This window comes from Nocardioides cavernae, from assembly GCF_013410035.1.
Classification (GTDB): Bacteria; Actinomycetota; Actinomycetes; order Propionibacteriales; family Nocardioidaceae; genus Nocardioides; species Nocardioides cavernae_A.
The window spans coordinates 1-15,699 of record NZ_JACCBW010000003.1; the positions used below are offsets into that span (position 1 = coordinate 1).

Annotated in this window: 15 protein-coding genes; 11 read left to right on the plus strand and 4 right to left on the minus strand. The window is 73.6% G+C overall.

Annotation, left to right across the window (positions count from 1 at the left end):
• Nucleotides 1–96: 96 nt before the first annotated feature.
• Entirely contained in the window at nt 97–1,950 is a 1,854-nt protein-coding gene (locus F4692_RS14985) for an ABC transporter ATP-binding protein (protein ID WP_179620532.1), read from the minus strand.
• Nucleotides 1,951–2,036: 86 nt separating this feature from the next.
• On the opposite strand from F4692_RS14985, the gene F4692_RS14990 reads away from it, so the two are divergent.
• From F4692_RS14990 to F4692_RS15000, 3 genes are read left to right on the plus strand one after another with little or no spacing between them, the layout of a single operon-like run.
• Complete coding sequence (locus F4692_RS14990; protein ID WP_308645324.1) at nt 2,037–2,459, plus strand: MarR family winged helix-turn-helix transcriptional regulator; 423 nt, start codon at nt 2,037–2,039, stop codon at nt 2,457–2,459.
• Entirely contained in the window at nt 2,456–3,052 is a 597-nt protein-coding gene (gene coaE / locus F4692_RS14995; protein WP_179620533.1) for a dephospho-CoA kinase, read from the plus strand. The genes F4692_RS14990 and coaE overlap by 4 nt, the downstream gene beginning before the upstream one ends.
• 50 nt (nt 3,053–3,102) lie before the next feature.
• Nucleotides 3,103–4,425: a glycoside hydrolase family 3 N-terminal domain-containing protein gene (locus F4692_RS15000; protein WP_179620534.1), complete on the plus strand. Its 1,323-nt coding sequence runs from the start codon at nt 3,103–3,105 to the stop codon at nt 4,423–4,425.
• Between the two features lie 142 nt (nt 4,426–4,567).
• Here F4692_RS15000 and F4692_RS15005 read toward each other — a convergent pair whose 3' ends face one another.
• A complete protein-coding gene (locus tag F4692_RS15005) occupies nt 4,568–5,530 on the minus strand; it encodes a sigma-70 family RNA polymerase sigma factor (protein ID WP_179620535.1) in 963 nt (320 codons plus the stop codon).
• A 186-nt stretch (nt 5,531–5,716) separates the two neighbouring features.
• On the opposite strand from F4692_RS15005, the gene F4692_RS15010 reads away from it, so the two are divergent.
• The 3 genes from F4692_RS15010 (at nt 5,717) to F4692_RS15020 (ending at nt 8,259) form a co-directional block, all read left to right on the plus strand.
• Nucleotides 5,717–6,445, plus strand: coding sequence for a 5-oxoprolinase subunit PxpA (locus F4692_RS15010; RefSeq protein WP_179620536.1), 729 nt, complete (start codon nt 5,717–5,719; stop codon nt 6,443–6,445).
• A gap of 372 nt (nt 6,446–6,817) precedes the next feature.
• Nucleotides 6,818–7,411 (plus strand): 5-oxoprolinase subunit B family protein, encoded by a 594-nt coding sequence (locus tag F4692_RS15015; protein WP_308645325.1) that lies wholly within the window; start codon nt 6,818–6,820, stop codon nt 7,409–7,411.
• Nucleotides 7,408–8,259, plus strand: a complete 852-nt coding sequence (locus tag F4692_RS15020) for a 5-oxoprolinase subunit C family protein (protein ID WP_179620538.1) — start codon at nt 7,408–7,410, stop codon at nt 8,257–8,259. Before F4692_RS15015 ends, F4692_RS15020 begins: the two co-directional genes overlap by 4 nt.
• Before the next feature lie 6 nt (nt 8,260–8,265).
• Here the strand turns inward: F4692_RS15020 and F4692_RS15025 are convergent, their stop codons facing one another.
• Nucleotides 8,266–9,567, minus strand: a complete 1,302-nt coding sequence (locus F4692_RS15025; protein ID WP_179620539.1) for a DNA polymerase IV — start codon at nt 9,565–9,567, stop codon at nt 8,266–8,268.
• A 187-nt stretch (nt 9,568–9,754) separates the two neighbouring features.
• On the opposite strand from F4692_RS15025, the gene F4692_RS15030 reads away from it, so the two are divergent.
• On the plus strand, nt 9,755–10,777 hold the full coding sequence (locus F4692_RS15030) for a DUF4192 domain-containing protein (RefSeq protein WP_179620540.1): 1,023 nt from the start codon (nt 9,755–9,757) through the stop codon (nt 10,775–10,777).
• A 64-nt stretch (nt 10,778–10,841) separates the two neighbouring features.
• Nucleotides 10,842–12,305: a glutamate-cysteine ligase family protein gene (locus tag F4692_RS15035; RefSeq protein WP_179620541.1), complete on the plus strand. Its 1,464-nt coding sequence runs from the start codon at nt 10,842–10,844 to the stop codon at nt 12,303–12,305.
• 57 nt (nt 12,306–12,362) lie between these two features.
• Here the strand turns inward: F4692_RS15035 and F4692_RS15040 are convergent, their stop codons facing one another.
• Nucleotides 12,363–12,842, minus strand: a complete 480-nt coding sequence (locus F4692_RS15040; RefSeq protein WP_308645326.1) for a hypothetical protein — start codon at nt 12,840–12,842, stop codon at nt 12,363–12,365.
• 125 nt (nt 12,843–12,967) lie between these two features.
• Here F4692_RS15040 and F4692_RS15045 point away from each other — a divergent pair, with 125 nt between their 5' ends.
• From F4692_RS15045 to F4692_RS15055, 3 genes are all read left to right on the plus strand, one after another.
• A complete protein-coding gene (locus tag F4692_RS15045) occupies nt 12,968–13,369 on the plus strand; it encodes a universal stress protein (RefSeq protein WP_179620542.1) in 402 nt (133 codons plus the stop codon).
• A 67-nt stretch (nt 13,370–13,436) separates the two neighbouring features.
• Nucleotides 13,437–14,066, plus strand: coding sequence for an HhH-GPD-type base excision DNA repair protein (locus F4692_RS15050; protein WP_179620543.1), 630 nt, complete (start codon nt 13,437–13,439; stop codon nt 14,064–14,066).
• Nucleotides 14,067–14,399: 333 nt separating this feature from the next.
• On the plus strand, nt 14,400–15,677 hold the full coding sequence (locus F4692_RS15055) for an RNA polymerase sigma factor (RefSeq protein WP_257029965.1): 1,278 nt from the start codon (nt 14,400–14,402) through the stop codon (nt 15,675–15,677).
• The last annotated feature ends 22 nt before the right edge of the window (nt 15,678–15,699 follow it).

The window sequence follows — 15,699 nt, forward strand, 5'->3', positions numbered from 1 at the left end:
CGACTGGCTCCACTTCTACAATCACCACCGACCCCACACCGGCATCGAGGGCCTCGTCCCCGCAGACCGCATTCACAACGTCACGGGGAACTACAGCTAGGCGGCTGCCGGCTCGCTGCCGAGACCGCCGCGGACGAGGTCGGCGTACCTCCCGCCGCGCAGGAGCAGCTCCTCGTGCGTCCCGAGCTCGACGACCCGGCCGCGGTGCAGCACGGCGATCTGGTCGGCGTCACGCACCGTGGAGAGCCGGTGCGCGATGATGATCGTGGTGCGGCTGCGGGTCACCTCGTCGAGGGTCGCGAGGATCGAGCGCTCGGTGGCGTTGTCCAGGGCGCTGGTCGCCTCGTCGAGGATCAGGACGGCAGGGTCGCGCAGGAGCGTGCGCGCGATCGCGAGGCGCTGCTGCTCGCCGCCCGAGAAGCGGTGTCCGCGGGAGCCGACGACGGTGTCGTAGCCGTCCGGGAGCGAGGACACGAGGTCGTGGATGCGCGCGTCGCGGCAGGCCTGCTCGATCTCCGCGTCCGTGGACCCGGGACGGGCGTGGCGCAGGTTGTCGCGCACGCTGGCGTGCAGGAGGTAGGTGTCCTGGGTGACCACCCCGACGAGGTCGGCGAGGTCGGTGCCGGCCAGGTCGCGCACGTCGACACCGTCGATGGTGACCCGGCCGGACGTCGCGTCGTGGAGTCGGGGGACCAGGGAGGCGAGCGTCGACTTGCCGCTGCCGGTCTCGCCCACCAGCGCCAGCGTGGAGCCTGCGGGGACGTGCAGGTCGATGCCGTCGAGCACGGGCCGGTCGGCGTCGTACGCGAACCCGACCCCCTCGAACCGGACCTCGCCCGCGGCGGCACGACGGGGCAGCCGGACGGGGTCCGGGGACTCGGCGATCTCGACCGGCAGGTCGGCGTACTCGAAGATCCGGCTGAAGAGCGCGAGCGAGGCGGTGATGTCGACGCCGACGTTGAGCAGGCCCATCAGGGGGCGGAACAGGTTGCCCTGCAGCGCGACGAAGGCGACCAGCGTGCCGATGGTCATCCCGCCCGAGGTGGCCGGGAAGCCGGCCGCGAGGTAGATCGCGGCGGGGACGGCTGCGAAGACGATGTTCATCGTGGCCATCCGCCACCGGCCCGCCAGGCGCGAGCGGATCTCGAGGCCGACGAGGTCGGCGGAGGTCTCCTCGAACCGGGTGGTCAGGCGGGGGGAGGCGCCGAGCGTCTTGGTGAGCAGCACGCCGCTGACGGACAGGCCCTCCTCGATCTGCACGTGCAGGTCGGCGAGGCGGCGCTGGCGCTCGCCGGTGACCGCGTGGCGCATCCGCGCGACCTGGCGGGTCAGCAGCACGGCGGGTGGCAGCACCACCAGCGAGAGCAGCGCGAGGCGCCAGCTGAGGGCGACCATCGCGACGGCCGTGCCGACCACGACGGTCAGGTTGGCGGCGATGGACGTCGCGGTCTGGGTGACGACGCCCTGCATGCTGCCGATGTCGTTGACCAGCCGGGACTGCACCTCGCCGCCACGGGTGCGGGTGAAGAAGCCCAGGGACTGCTGCTGCAGGTGGGCGAACAGGTCGCTGCGCAGGCGGTGCATGACGCGCTGGCCGACCGCGGTGGACAGCCAGGTCTGCACGACGCCGATGACCGCGGTCGCGACGGCGACGCCGATCATCGCGGCGACGAGCAGGAGCAGGAGGCGTACGTCCTGGCGCGGCAGGGCGTCGTCGATGACGTGGCGCACGAGGAAGGGCTGCGCGAGCCCGACCGCGGAGCTCAGCACGATCAGCGCCACGACGACGCCCAGCGTCGCCCGGTGCGGTGCGAACAGGCGCGCGATGCGGCGCAGCGAGACGGGGGAGTCCGCCAGCTGGCGGAGGTCGGCGGGGTCGGGTCGGCCCGCGCGGGAGCCGCGGGCTCCGCGAGTGCTTGCGGAGTGCGGGGAGTCAGGGCGGTCTGTCATGCGACCAGCTCCTCTCGTGGTTCAGGGACAAAGGTGAGGTAGCCTCACTATGAGGTGACAACGACGTGCGTGACGGAGGTATTCCCGTGGACCGTTCTCCCGACACGGGCGACCTGGTGATGGCCCTCGCGCGACGCGTGCGGCGCGCCACGCTCGACGCCCTCGCCGAGTGGGACGTGACCCCGTCGCAGTCGCGCGCGCTGCGCGTGGTCGCCGCAGGCGGGGACGGCATGCGTCCGTCGACGCTCGCCGAGGTGCTGCGCATCGCGCCCCGCTCGGCGACCGAGGTGGTCGACGCGCTGGAGGACCGGGGCTGGGTACGCCGGTCACCGGACCCCGCCGACCGTCGCGCGACGCTGCTGACCCTCACCGACGAGGGACGCGGGCTCGTCGCCCGGGTGGACGTCGCCCGACGGGAGGCCTCGCAGCGGGCCCTCGCCGTGCTGTCCCCGGCCCAACGCCGTACGCTCCACGACATCCTGACCGTCGTCGTGGGGGAGGACCAGTGACCGTCCGGGTCGGACTGACCGGGGGCATCGCCTCGGGCAAGAGCACCGTGTCCGCGATCCTCGCCGAGCTCGGCGCGGTCGTCGTCGACGCGGACCTGATCGCCCGCGAGGTCGTGGCGCGCGGGACGCCGGGGCTCGCGGCCGTGGTGGAGGAGTTCGGGTCCGGCCTGTTGACGCCCGAGGGAGACCTCGACCGGCCCGCGATGGGGGCGCTGGTGTTCGGCGACCCGGACGCACGCAAGCGCCTCGAGGCGATCGTGCACCCGCTCGTCCACCGCCGCAGCGCCGAGGTCGAGGAGGCGGCGGCGCCCGGAGCGCTGGTCGTCCACGACATCCCCCTGCTCGCCGAGGTCGGGCGGGCCGGCCAGTTCGACGCGGTCGTCGTCGTCGACGTGCCGACCGAGGTCCAGGTGGAGCGCATGGTGCGCGACCGCGGGTGGTCCCGCGAGGAGGCCGAGTCCCGCATCGCCGCCCAGGCCACGCGGGAGCAGCGCCTCGCCGTCGCCACGCACGTCGTCGACAACTCGGGGTCGATGGAGGACCTGCGGCGGCGCGTGGAGGAGGTCCACGCCGAGCTCGCCGCGCGCGCGTGAGGCGCCCAGCGTTTCGGGTCCCGCAGGGTCCGGCGGGTAGCCTCCGGGCCGTGCGCCCGATCCGACCCCGACTGGCTGTGGTGGCCACCGGAGTCCTGCTCGTGAGCGGCTGCGCCGGCCTCGGCACGACCTCCGACGACCGGTCGCCGACACCGGCCCCGCAGGGCTCGGAGCCGTCGTCGACGTCCCCGTCCAGCTCTCCCACCACGAAGCCGACGCCCGAGGTCGACCGCGACGCCCCCACCACGTGGGGACCGACGTTCGGCGAGCTCGAGGACGCCCGCGCGCTCGTGAGCGGGTGGACACCGGCCCAGCTCGCCGGCGGCGTCATCGTCGGGCGCTTCCACGGCACCGACCCCGCCGAGCCCGCGCGGATGGTGCGCGAGATGCACCTCGCGGGGGTCTCGGTCACCGGCGACAACGTCGCGGACCACGACCAGGTGGTGGCCATGACCACGGCCATCGCCGACGCCGCGGCCGCCGACGGCCGGGACGTCCCGCCCGTCATCGGGGTGGACCAGGAGGGCGGCTACGTGTCGCACCTGCGCGGGGTCGCGACCGACTTCCCCCACTTCCAGTCCGCCGGGCTGGCGATCCAGTCCGACGCGCGCCTCGGCCGCCGCGTGACGCGGGCCGCGGCCCTGACGACCGGACTGGAGCTCCGCGACCTCGGCTTCACGTGGGTCTTCGCCCCCGTCGCGGACGTGACCGTCGGCGCGGCCGACCCGACGATCGGCGCCCGCTCGCCGTCCATGGACCCGAAGGTCGCGTCGCAGGCCGTCGGCGCGGCCGTCAAGGGCTACGACGACGCCGGCATCGTGTCCACCGTCAAGCACTTCCCGGGTCACGGCACCGCGACCGCCGACAGCCACGACACGCTGCCGCTCGTCGACTCGACCCTCGCGGAGATCGAGGCCCACGACCTGCCGCCGTTCGACTCCGCCATCCGCCACGCGGCTCCGGCGGTCATGCTCAGCCACCTCGACCTGACGTCCATCGCCCCCGGGGTCCCGGCCAGCATGGCGCCCGAGGTCTACGACCTGCTGCGCGACGACCTCGGCTTCGAGGGCGTCACCATCACAGACTCGCTCGGCATGGGCGCCGTCGGCGGGCGCCCCAAGCCCGCCCTGCAGGCCCTGGCGGCAGGCGCCGACCTGCTGCTGATGCCGGTCGACACGGCCGTCACCCACCAGATCGTCGTCGACGCCATCGAGTCCGGCGAGATCTCCCGCGACCGGGTCGAGGAGGCCGCCGCGCGCGTCGTGGCGGTCCAGGCGTGGCAGGCGCGGGTGGCAGCAGAACGGCCCGTGCCCCCCGACGTGGTCGAGAAGGCACGGGCCGCGAGCGCCGACCTGGAGTCCGCGGCGTACTGAGGGTGTGTCAGGTCTGGGCCGACGGCCGACCTGGCTGCTCTGGAGTCACCGGATGTCCGGTGACCGCCCTGCTTCGAGGTGGAGATCTCGGCACCGAACCCCGGAACTCGGGTGCCCAGCAGGCCTCACCGGGGCGCGGCGATCAGGCCGCGAGGTCCGGGTCGCCGGCACGGCGGAGCTTCTGCAGCGCCTCCCGCTCGAGCTGGCGGACACGCTCGGCGGAGATGCCGTGGCGTGCGCCGATGTCGGCGAGCTTGTGCTGGCGCCCGTCGGCCAGGCCGTAGCGGGCCCGGACGATGTCGGCCGACCGGTCGTCCAGGATCCCGACGAGGTCGTCGAGGCGCTGGCGGGCCTCGGCGTCGAGGACGTTGAGGTCCGGTCCGGGAGCGGTCTCCTGGGCCATCAGGTCGCCGAGCGAGGTGTCGCCGTCCTCGTCCACCGGAGTGTCGAGGGAGACGTGGTCGCGGCCCCAGCTCATCAGGTCCAGCACGCGGTCGAGGTCCATGCCGAGCTCGGTGGCGATCTCCTGCGGCTCGGGCTCGCGGCCGAGCTGGCGCTCGAGCGTACGCCGGGCGCTACCGACCTGGTTGAGCTCCTCGACGACGTGCACGGGCAGGCGCACGACGCGGGCCTGCTGCGCGATGCCGCGGGTGATGGCCTGGCGGACCCACCACGTGGCGTAGGTGGAGAACTTGTAGCCCTTGGTGTAGTCGAACTTCTCGACCGCGCGGATCAGGCCGGTGTTGCCCTCCTGGATCAGGTCGAGCATCGGCATCTGGGAGCGGCCGTACTTGCGGGCGATCGAGACCACGAGGCGCAGGTTGGCCTCGATGAAGCGGTCCACCGCCATCCGGCCCTGCTCGGCGAGCCACTCGAGCTCGGCCTCGCTGGCGCTCATCGGGGCGCCGCCCTTCTTGCGGCCGGTGCGGCCGGTGTCGAGGAGGTGCTGCGCGAGCAGCCCGGCCTCGATGGTCTTGGAGAGCTCGACCTCGGTCTCGGCGTCGAGGAGCGGGGTGCGAGCGATCTCGTCGAGGTAGAGACCGACGCTGTCGCGGCCCTCGATCTCGCGAGTGGTGGTCGTGCGCTTGGCCTGTGCAGTGCTCATCTTCGTCCTCCTGCTTCTCGTGCGACCACCCCGTGTCGCACACCTGGTCCAACACCGATTGCCGACCCGGTGTTCCCGGTCGAGTTGTGGTGCCTTCACCTGCCTTGACGAGCCAGCGACCCCGTGAGTTGCACGATCGTCGAACTCTCAGGGACTTCTCAGGGGTGCCCCGGGGACACTGGATCCATGCGCCGCGCACCGACCGGGACCGTCGACCTCAATGCCGACCTCGGCGAGGAGGTCACCGACGACGAAGGGCTGCTCGACGTCGTCACCAGCGCCAACGTCGCGTGCGGCTTCCACGCCGGCACCCGCGCCACGATGCAGGCGGTCTGCGCGGGGGCCGTACGACGTGGGGTGGCGGTGGGTGCGCAGGTGTCGTACGACGACCGCGAGAACTTCGGGCGGGTGGCGCGCGACGTCCCGGCCGACGTGCTGCGCGACCAGGTCGCCGAGCAGGTGGGCCTCTTGTCGGCCGTCGCAGTGGCCGAGGGCGCGAGCGTCGCCTACGTGAAGCCGCACGGCGCGCTCTACCACCGAGTGGCCGTCGACGAGATGCAGGCCGCGGCGGTGCTCGACGGGTCCGCCGACCTCCCCGTGCTGGGGATGCCCGGCGCGCGGCTGCTGGCCCTGGCCGCGGCGCGCGGTCGGGGCGTACGGCTCGAGGGCTTCCCCGACCGCGGGTACGACGACGACGGCGGGTTGCTGCCGCGCGACCGTCCCGGCGCACTGGTCACCGATCCCCACGAGGTCGCCGGGCGGGCCGTGGTGCTCGCGGCGACCGTGGACTCGGTGTGCGTCCACGGCGACTCCCCGGGCGCCGTCGAGACCGCGCGGGCCGTACGCCGTGCACTGGAGGCGGCCGGGCTGGCGGTGCAGAGCCCGTGGCGGTCCGCCCGGCCATCCACAGGATGACGTCCTTCCTGTGGACGCGCCGCTCGATCCTGTGGAGCGTGCGACGACTTCTGTGGGGAACCCTGTGAGCGACGAAGTCCGTCGTGCCAACCCCTTGCGGCGGCCCGCGGGACAGGCATAGAACTCTCCCTACCGACGCCGCTCCGGCGGGGTCGGGGATCGGATCGGACGAACAGCCCCACCCGGCGAGCGTGCTCGCCGCGCAGGCCCGGTGACGGGGTCGGCGGGGACTGGGACGCCGGTGCGATGGGCCGGACGTCACCACCCCGGCCGCACCGAGGGGCTCCTGACGCTCATACCGTCGGGAGCCCCTCACCCATGTCCCGGGTGCGGGCACGACGCCGCCGGACGAGCCGATGGACAATGAGCGCCGTGAGGGTCGTCTGGGTCGGTGCGCGCGCCTGCCTCGTCGAGGTCGAGGACGCGGTGGCCGCCGCCTCGCTCGCTGCCTGGTCCCGCGCACGCGGGCTGCGGTCCGAGGAGGTCGTGCCCGCCGCCGCGACGGTCCTCTTCGACGGGACCGACCCGGACGAGGTCTCGGCCCTGCTGCGGCATTGGTCGCCCGACGCGGCCGACCTCGACGGCCCCCTCGTGCGGGTGCCCGTCGACTACTCCGGTCCCGACCTCGAGGACGTTGCCGGGCACTGGGGTTGCTCCGTCGACGAGGTCGTGCGGATCCACACCTCCGTGGAGCTCGTGGCGCTGTTCAGCGGCTTCGCTCCCGGCTTCTCCTACCTCGCCGGGCTGCCCGCCGAGCGGGCCGTCCCGCGCCGGTCGTCGCCCCGCGCACGGGTCCCCGCCGGGTCGGTCGGCCTCGCCGACACCTGGTGCGGCATCTACCCGACGGCGTCCCCCGGCGGCTGGCTCCTGCTCGGCACGACGGACGTGCCGCTGTGGGACGTCGCCCGCGAGCAGCCTGCGCTGCTAGCACCCGGCACCCGCGTCCGCTTCGAGGTGCGCGGATGACGCGCGACGGCGTCCTGGTCGTGGACCCCGGCCCGCTGTCGACGCTGCAGGACAGGGGCCGCCGGGGATGGGCGCACCTCGGCGTCCCGCGGGCCGGGGCGCTCGACCGTGGTGCGGCCGCGCTGGCCCGCCGCCTCGTCGGCGGGACGCCGGACGACGCGGTGGTCGAGACGACGGTGGGCGGGCTCGTCCTCAGGACCCGTCGGGCGCTCACGCTCGCCGTCACCGGTGCCCCCTGCGAGGTCACGGTGGACCGGCGCGGCGTCGCGCACTCCGCGCCTGTCACGGTGCCCGCGGACGCGGTGGTCCGGGTGGGGGCCGCCACGTCGGGCGTACGGTCCTACGTCGCGTTCGCCGGGGGAGTGGCGGTGCCCGAGGTGCTCGGCTCCCGCTCCACGGACACGCTGGCGTGGGTGGGGCCGCCCCGACTGGCAGCGGGCGACGTCCTCCCGCTCGGCCGGCCGGGAGACCTTCCCGAGCCGCCCGCCGCCGCGGTCGTACGCCCGCGTCCGTCCGTGCTGCGGCTGCGCCGGGGCCCGCGCGGGGACTGGGTCGAGCCGTCGTCGTGGGACGCGCTCGACGGCGCGGAGTACGCCGTCGCCCCCGACAGCGACCGCGTCGGGCTCCGGCTCGACGGTCCCCGTCTGCGCCGCCGCCCCGGCGAGCTGCCCAGCGAGGGGATCGTGCTCGGCGCCGTCCAGCTGCCGCCGTCGGGCCAGCCGGTCGTCTTCCTCGCCGATCACCCGACCACCGGTGGCTACCCCGTGGTCGCCGTCGTCGAGGACGACGACCTGGACCTCTGCGCCCAGCTGCGGCCGGGGGAGCGGGTGGCCCTGCGGGTGCTGTGAGGGGCGTCATTCCTCGGCGGGCGGCTCCCACCGGTGCAGCGCGGGGTCGTCGGCGCGGAAGCTGCGCACCGGCCCCGGCGGCGTGTCCGCGGTCTCGAAGCGCACGGTGACGACGCCGGACCCGGACCCCCACACCCAGCCGCGCCCCATCTCGTCGTGCTCGACGTCGGCGCCGGGCGGCCAGGCGCGGCGCGGGGGCTCGGGGACGACGACCTCGTCGTCCTCGTCCTCTCCGGTGTCCCCGAAGAGGTCCTCCTGCACCCAGTCGGCCAGGCCGGACACGCCCACGCCGAGCAGGCGTACGCCACCGGTGGTGTCGAGGTCGCCGAGCAGCGTGCGGGCGACCCGGGCGATCGTGGCCCCGTCGTCGGTGGGGCTCGGCAGGGTGCTCGACCTGCTGAGCGTGGTGAAGTCGTAGAGGCGCACCTTGATGGTCACGGTCCGGCCCGAGGTGCCGTTCTTCCGCATCCGGGCGCCGACCTCCCTGGCCTGCCGGGTCAGCAGGCCCTCCATCAGCCGGCGGTCGGTGAGGTCCGTGTCGTAGGTGCCCTCCACGCTGATGGACTTGGCCTCGCGCTCGGCGACCACCGGGCGGTGGTCCTGGGCGCGGGCGAGCTGCCAGAGACCGTGGCCGTGCGCCTGACCGAGCAGCCGGACGAGCTCGTCCTCGCTCACCGCCTCGAGCTCGGCGATGGTGTGGATGCCCGCGCGCCGCAACCGCTCCGACGTCGCCGGACCCACGCCGGGGATGACGTTGACGCGCATCGGTCGCAGCAGGTCCAGCTCGGTGCCCGGCGGCACGACCGTCATCCCGTCGGGCTTGTCCAGCTCGCTCGCGACCTTCGCCAGGAACTTCGACGAGGCGATCCCCACCGTCGCAGTGATCCCTCCGGTCACCTCGCGCACGCGGGCCCGGAGCTGCTCGCCCACCTCGGTCACGGTCGCCACCTCGAGATCGGGGAGGTCGGCCGCGGCGAGGTCGACGAAGGCCTCGTCGAGCGACAGCGGCTCGACCAGCGGGGAGAGGTCGCGCAGCACCCGCATGACCTCCTTGCTCGTCGCGCGGTAGGCGTGGAAGCGCCCGCTCAGGAAGGCCGCGTGCGGGCACCGGGCTCGCGCCTCGCGCCCGGACATCGCCGAGCCCACGCCGTACCTGCGGGCCTCGTACGACGCCGTCGACACCACGCCGCGCCCACCCGTGCCGCCGACGATGACCGGCTTGCCCCGCAGGGACGGCTTGTCGCGCTGCTCGACGGCGGCGAAGAAGGCGTCCAGGTCGAGGTGGAGGATCGACGCGGTGCTGCGCATCAGCCCGGGAACGGGGCGTCGGCGGCTGCGTGCGTCACGTCCTCATTCTCACCCACCCGCCTGAGCCCCGCCCGAGCCCCCCGCGACGGGCCAGCAGACGTCCACAGGCCGGTCCCGGAGGGCGATCTCCACAGGCTCGGGCGCGGGTCGGCATGGGGCGTCGGTGGCCGCGGGAAGCGTCGTCGGCATGGAACCAGACGACACCGCTCCCGCCACCGGCCACCGAGCCGGCCACCCCGCCGATCCTGCGGACCGGGCTCCCGGCTCCGTGCCGCTGCGCGCCCGCACGCCGGCCGACATCGCGGCCTTCGTGCCCCTCGCGCTCGGCTTCGTCCCATCCCGGTCCGTGGTGACCGTCGGCATCGGTGGCCCCGGCTCGATGCACGCCCGGGTGGACCTGCCGCACGACCCCGACGACGTCGACGACGTCGTGGAGGCGCTGCTCCGTCCGTGCCGGAGCAACGGCGTGCGCGCCGTCGTCGTGGTGGTCTACGACGACGACACGACGGTCGCCGACGAGGCCGCGTGGGCCGTCCACGAGGAGTTCACCGCCGCGGGCATCCACGTCCGTGAGGTGCTGCGCGTCCACGACGACCACTGGTACGCCGTCCTGCCGGGCGCGCCGCTCGCCGCCTACCGCGGGGTGCCGTTCACCCTGGCCGAGCACCCGTTCACGGCGCGCGGTGTGTTCGAGGGGCGGGTCACCCACGCCAGCCGGGACGCGCTGCGCGGCACGATCGCCGCGGACGCCGACGCGGTGCGGCGCACCCTGCCCGACCTCGCCGACGCCGAGGTGCTGGCGCCCGGCGCACTCGGTGCGCTGGTCCGTCGGCACGTCGACCTCGCCACCACCTTCTCCCGGGCCGAGCTCGCCTCGGTCGCGGTGAGCGTCCCGATCGGCGAGCGTCGCGACGAGGCGTGGGTGTGGCTCGACCGGGCGCAGGCGCGCAGGGCGGCCGACCTGTGGTCCGACGCCGTACGCCGGCTCCCCACCTCGCACGTGGCCGGCCCGGCCGCGGTGCTGGCGTTCTGTGCGTGGCTGGTGGGCGACGGCGCGCTCGCGTGGTGCGCCGTCGACCGCTGTCGCGAGGCCCAGGCGTCGCACTCGCTGGCCGACCTCGTCGCCCAGCTGCTGGAGAGCGCGACGTCACCGGACCGCTGGGCCGAGCTGCGGCCCGCCCTCACCTCCAGCGGTGACCCGGCGGCCTGAGGTGCGCCGACCAGCCCCCCCCGGGACGGTTCCCGCCTTGGCCGGGCGTGGCTAGTGTGCCGTCATGGGAGAAGAGGTCGCGCAGCAGGAGTTCAGCCGGGCCGACCGGACGCGGCACCGCGAGAAGGTGCGCCGCAACCTCGACGTGTTCGCGCGGATGCTCCGCGAGGCGGCGTTCGACACCGACGACCCGATGACCGGCCTCGAGATGGAGCTCAACCTCATCGACGACGCCGGCGACCCCGCGCTCAAGAACGCCGAGGTCCTCGAGGCGATCGCCGACCCCGACTTCCAGACCGAGCTCGGGCAGTTCAACATCGAGATCAACCTCGCGCCGGCCAAGCTGCGCGAGGGCGGGCTGTCGACGTTCGAGGCGAGCCTGCGGCGCTCGCTCAACGACGCCGAGGAGAAGGCCGCCAAGGTCGGCGCCCACCAGGTGATGATCGGCATCCTCCCGACGCTCGCCGACGGGCACATGAACCTGTCCTCGCTGAGCTCCAACCCGCGCTACAAGCTGCTCTCCGAGCAGATCCTCGCGGCCCGCGGCGAGGACATCACGATCAGCATCTCCGGACGCGAGCGGCTCACCACGAGCGCCGACTCGATCGTCCCGGAGGCGGCCTGCACCAGCACCCAGTTCCACGTGCAGACCTCGCCCGACCAGTTCGCCGCCTACTGGAACGCCGCCCAGGCGGTCGCCGGTGTGCAGCTCGCCGTGGGCTCCAACTCGCCCTACCTCCTCGGTAAGGAGCTGTGGCGCGAGACCCGGATCCCGCTGTTCGAGCAGGCCACCGACACCCGCAGCGAGGAGCTCAAGGCGCAGGGAGTCCGCCCGCGGGTGTGGTTCGGCGAGCGGTGGATCACCTCGGTGTTCGACCTCTTCGAGGAGAACGTCCGCTACTTCCCCGCGCTGCTCCCGGTCACCGACGAGGAGGACCCGCTCGAGGTGCTCGAGTCCGGGCGCACGCCGGCCCTCCACGAGCTCAAGCTCCACAACGGCACGATCTACCGCTGGAACCGCCCCGTCTACGACATCGCCGACGGCCGGCCCCACCTGCGCGTGGAGAACCGCCTCCTCGCGGCCGGGCCGACCGTCGCGGACACCATCGCCAACGCGGCGCTCTGGTTCGGCCTGGTCCGCTACCTCGCCGAGAGCGAGCGCCCGCTGTGGTCCCAGATGTCCTTCTCCGCCGCGGAGGAGAACTTCCACGTCGCCGCCCAGATGGGCGTCGACGCCCAGGTGTACTGGCCCGGCATCGGCCAGGTCCGCGCGACGGAGCTCGTGCTGCGCCGGCTCCTGCCGATGGCGCAGGCAGGACTGGACGCCTGGGGCGTGCCGGCCGAGGAGAGCGATCGCTACCTCGGGATCATCGAGCAGCGCTGCCAGACCGAGGCGAGCGGTGCGGGCTGGTTCGTCGACCGGGTGCACGAGCGCCGCGGCGAGGACCGCTACGACGCGCTGCGCGCCACCCTGCTCGACTACCGCGAGCGGATGCACAGCAACGAGCCCGTGCACACCTGGGACTGACACCCACCGACTCACCCAGCGAGCCACCCAGCGACCGACCCGGCGAGCCGGGCGGCGTCACGGCCGGGGGGCGGGCGTCCCCGGCATCGTCCGGGCGCGTGGCCCGGGCCGGAGCCGACGCCATTCCCGGCACACGCCGCTCACCGGGTCGAACCATCCCAGCCGCGTCACGACGACCAGTCCGACGTCGAGCCCGTACGCCCGGCTGGCCCACGCGGCCGGCGCCAACCACCGCAGGTCGACGTCGTGCGGGCTCAGCTCGCCCGGCCGGGTGAGCCACAGGAGCGGGTCGGGCGTACGGCCGGAGACGGCGCGGAGCATCGCCAGCACGACGTCGGCGCGCGCCCCCGCATCGCCCAGCGCCGGATCGTCGACGTGACGCACCGAGCGGCCCGGCGCGCCCGCGTGCACCGTCGGCGCGAAGCGACGCGCCTGCTCGCGCTCGACCAGGTCGACGACCGCCGCGCGCAACAGCACGTGGGTGCGCCGGTCGACCGGTGCCTGCAGCGCCGGCAGGGGAGGGGGCTGCGGAGGCACCCGTCCAGAGTGCCGCACCGCCGGAGGTCCCATGCGTGTCTCCACAGGCTGCCCAAGCACGTCGGTTTCCGTTACGGTGCCAACAGGTCCACGGCGAAGCGCCCGTGGCCGCGAGAGGAGACACCATGGGCACCGTCGTCGTCGGATACGTCCCCAAGCCGGAGGGCGAAGCCGCCCTCGCTGCCGGCATCAACGAGGCGAAGCTGCGCGGCAGCAAGCTCGTGGTGGTGAACTCGCACCGTGGTGGCCAGGAGTTCGACGGCCCCGCCGCCCGCGCCGCCGAGGACGACCTCGCCGGCATCCAGGCCCGCCTGCAGGAGGCCGGCGTCGAGCACGACATCCGCCAGCTCGTCCGCGGCTTCGAGCCGGCCGAGGACCTCATCAGCATCGCCGAGGCCAACAACGCCGAGCTGCTCGTCATCGGCCTGCGACGCCGCTCGCCGGTCGGCAAGCTCATCCTCGGCAGCAACGCCCAGCGCGTGCTCCTCGACGCCCCCTGCCCCGTCCTGGCCGTCAAGGCGCAGTAGTCCGGTCCGACCGGGGCCGCCGGGCTCCACCCGGTCGGGCCCGCCGGAGATCGGGCAGAATCGGCGCATGGGCTTCCAGATCACCGGCGACCCCGCCGCCGACAAGGTTCTCGACGACTCCGCCTTCGCCCTGCTCGCCGGGATGATGCTCGACCAGCAGTACCCGATGGAGCACGCCTTCCGCGGCCCGGCGAAGGTGCTGGACCGGCTCGGGACGGTCGAGCCCGAGGCGATCGCGGCCGCCGACCCGGAGGAGTTCGCGGCGATGGCCTCGACGCCGCCGGCGATCCACCGCTTCCCGGGCTCGATGGCGGCGCGGCTGCAGGAGCTCGCCCGCATCGTGGAGGACACCTACGGCGGCGATGCCTCGCGGCTGTGGACCGAGGCCGCCGACGGCAAGGACCTCCTCAAGCGGGTGATGGCCCTGCCGGGCTTCGGCAAGCAGAAGGCGCAGATCTTCGTCGCCCTGCTGGCCAAGCAGCTGGGCGTACGCCCCGAGGGCTGGGAGGCGGTCGTGGGGGACTACGCGCTGGAGGGCCACCGCTCGGTCGCCGACGTGGTCGACGCGGAGTCGCTGCAGAAGGTGCGCGACTTCAAGAAGGCCGCGAAGGCGAAGAAGGCGACCACGACCGCCACGACCACCACGGCCACCAATGCCCCCGGGGCCGACGGGGGGACCGCGCCGACCGCTGGCTGAGTGGTCGACACGCGCGGCCGGGCGGGCGGGTGCGGACGCATCAGGTGGGGCGTGGCAGAATGACGGCGCGGCTCTTGACGTCACCGGGCATCGCCGCGCCCCAAAGCTGTTCGACGAGAGGTGTTCGTGTCCTCACACGCTCGCAAGTTGCTCCCCGCGGAGGTGCTGACGCACCCCGCCATCGCCGCCCTGGTCGCCGGCGCCACCCCCTCCGGCACCGTGTCCCCCGAGGACGTGCGCCGCGCCAGTGACGAGGCCGGTGTCGAGCCTCGGCACCTCAAGGCGCTCCTGGTCCACCTGAGCGGGCTCGGCATCTCGGTCCAGATCGATGCCATGGGCGCGCGTGCGGTCGCTGCCTCGACCAGCAAGCGGGCCGCCACGTCGTCGGCCGCCAAGAAGGCGCCGGCCAAGAAGACCGCGGCCAAGAAGACCGCCGCGGCGCCGACCGAGGCACCGGCGAAGAAGACCGCGGCCAAGAAGTCCGCTGCGAAGAAGGCGGCCGAGCCCGCCGTCGACCTCGGCGAGGTCGCGGCCCCCGCCGTCGGTCCGGACGGCAAGAAGGTCCTGCCCGACATCCCCGACGACCAGTTCGAGAAGGACGTCGTCGCCGACCCCTCCATCAAGGAGGACGAGAAGCAGGCGTTCACCGTCTCCGCGGCCGACGAGACCGACGAGCCGGAGCAGCAGGTCATGGTCGCCGGTGCGACCGCCGACCCGGTCAAGGACTACCTCAAGCAGATCGGCAAGGTCCCGCTGCTCAACGCCGAGATGGAGGTCGAGCTCGCCAAGCGGATCGAGGCCGGCCTGTTCTCGGAGGAGAAGCTCGCGAAGGGCGGCCGGATCAGCCCGAAGATGCTCGAGGAGTACGAGTGGATCGCCGAGGACGGTCGGCGCGCCAAGAACCACCTCCTCGAGGCCAACCTGCGACTCGTCGTCTCGCTGGCCAAGCGCTACACCGGTCGCGGCATGCTCTTCCTCGACCTGATCCAGGAGGGCAACCTCGGCCTCATCCGTGCGGTCGAGAAGTTCGACTACACCAAGGGCTACAAGTTCTCGACCTACGCGACGTGGTGGATCCGTCAGGCGATCACCCGCGCGATGGCCGACCAGGCCCGCACGATCCGCATCCCGGTGCACATGGTCGAGGTCATCAACAAGCTCGCCCGCGTCCAGCGCCAGATGCTCCAGGACCTGGGCCGCGAGCCCACGCCGGAGGAGCTGGCCAAGGAGCTCGACATGACCCCGGAGAAGGTCATCGAGGTCCAGAAGTACGGCCGCGAGCCCATCTCGCTGCACACGCCCCTCGGCGAGGACGGCGACTCCGAGTTCGGTGACCTCATCGAGGACTCCGAGGCCATCGTCCCGGCCGACGCGGTGTCGTTCACCCTCCTGCAGGAGCAGCTGCACGCAGTCCTCGACACTCTCTCCGAGCGCGAGGCGGGCGTCGTCTCGATGCGCTTCGGCCTCACCGACGGCCAGCCCAAGACCCTCGACGAGATCGGCAAGGTCTACGGCGTGACCCGCGAGCGGATCCGCCAGATCGAGTCGAAGACCATGTCGAAGCTGCGCCACCCGAGCCGCTCGCAGGTGCTGCGCGACTACCTGGACTGAGATCGGGGGCGACGCGTCGCGG

Excerpts from the sequence above, each read along its gene's own strand:
- F4692_RS15035 (WP_179620541.1), top strand. The coding sequence starts at position 10,842 with ATGGGAGAAGAGGTCGCGCAGCAGGAGTTCAGCCGGGCCGACCGGACG.
- F4692_RS15025 (WP_179620539.1), bottom strand. The coding sequence starts at position 9,567 with ATGCGCAGCACCGCGTCGATCCTCCACCTCGACCTGGACGCCTTCTTC.
- F4692_RS15010 (WP_179620536.1), top strand. The coding sequence starts at position 5,717 with ATGCGCCGCGCACCGACCGGGACCGTCGACCTCAATGCCGACCTCGGC.
- F4692_RS14985 (WP_179620532.1), bottom strand. The coding sequence starts at position 1,950 with ATGACAGACCGCCCTGACTCCCCGCACTCCGCAAGCACTCGCGGAGCC.
- F4692_RS15005 (WP_179620535.1), bottom strand. The coding sequence starts at position 5,530 with ATGAGCACTGCACAGGCCAAGCGCACGACCACCACTCGCGAGATCGAG.
- F4692_RS15030 (WP_179620540.1), top strand. The coding sequence starts at position 9,755 with ATGGAACCAGACGACACCGCTCCCGCCACCGGCCACCGAGCCGGCCAC.
- F4692_RS15020 (WP_179620538.1), top strand. The coding sequence starts at position 7,408 with ATGACGCGCGACGGCGTCCTGGTCGTGGACCCCGGCCCGCTGTCGACG.
- F4692_RS15055 (WP_257029965.1), top strand. The coding sequence starts at position 14,400 with ATGGGCGCGCGTGCGGTCGCTGCCTCGACCAGCAAGCGGGCCGCCACG.
- F4692_RS15045 (WP_179620542.1), top strand. The coding sequence starts at position 12,968 with ATGGGCACCGTCGTCGTCGGATACGTCCCCAAGCCGGAGGGCGAAGCC.
- F4692_RS15050 (WP_179620543.1), top strand. The coding sequence starts at position 13,437 with ATGGGCTTCCAGATCACCGGCGACCCCGCCGCCGACAAGGTTCTCGAC.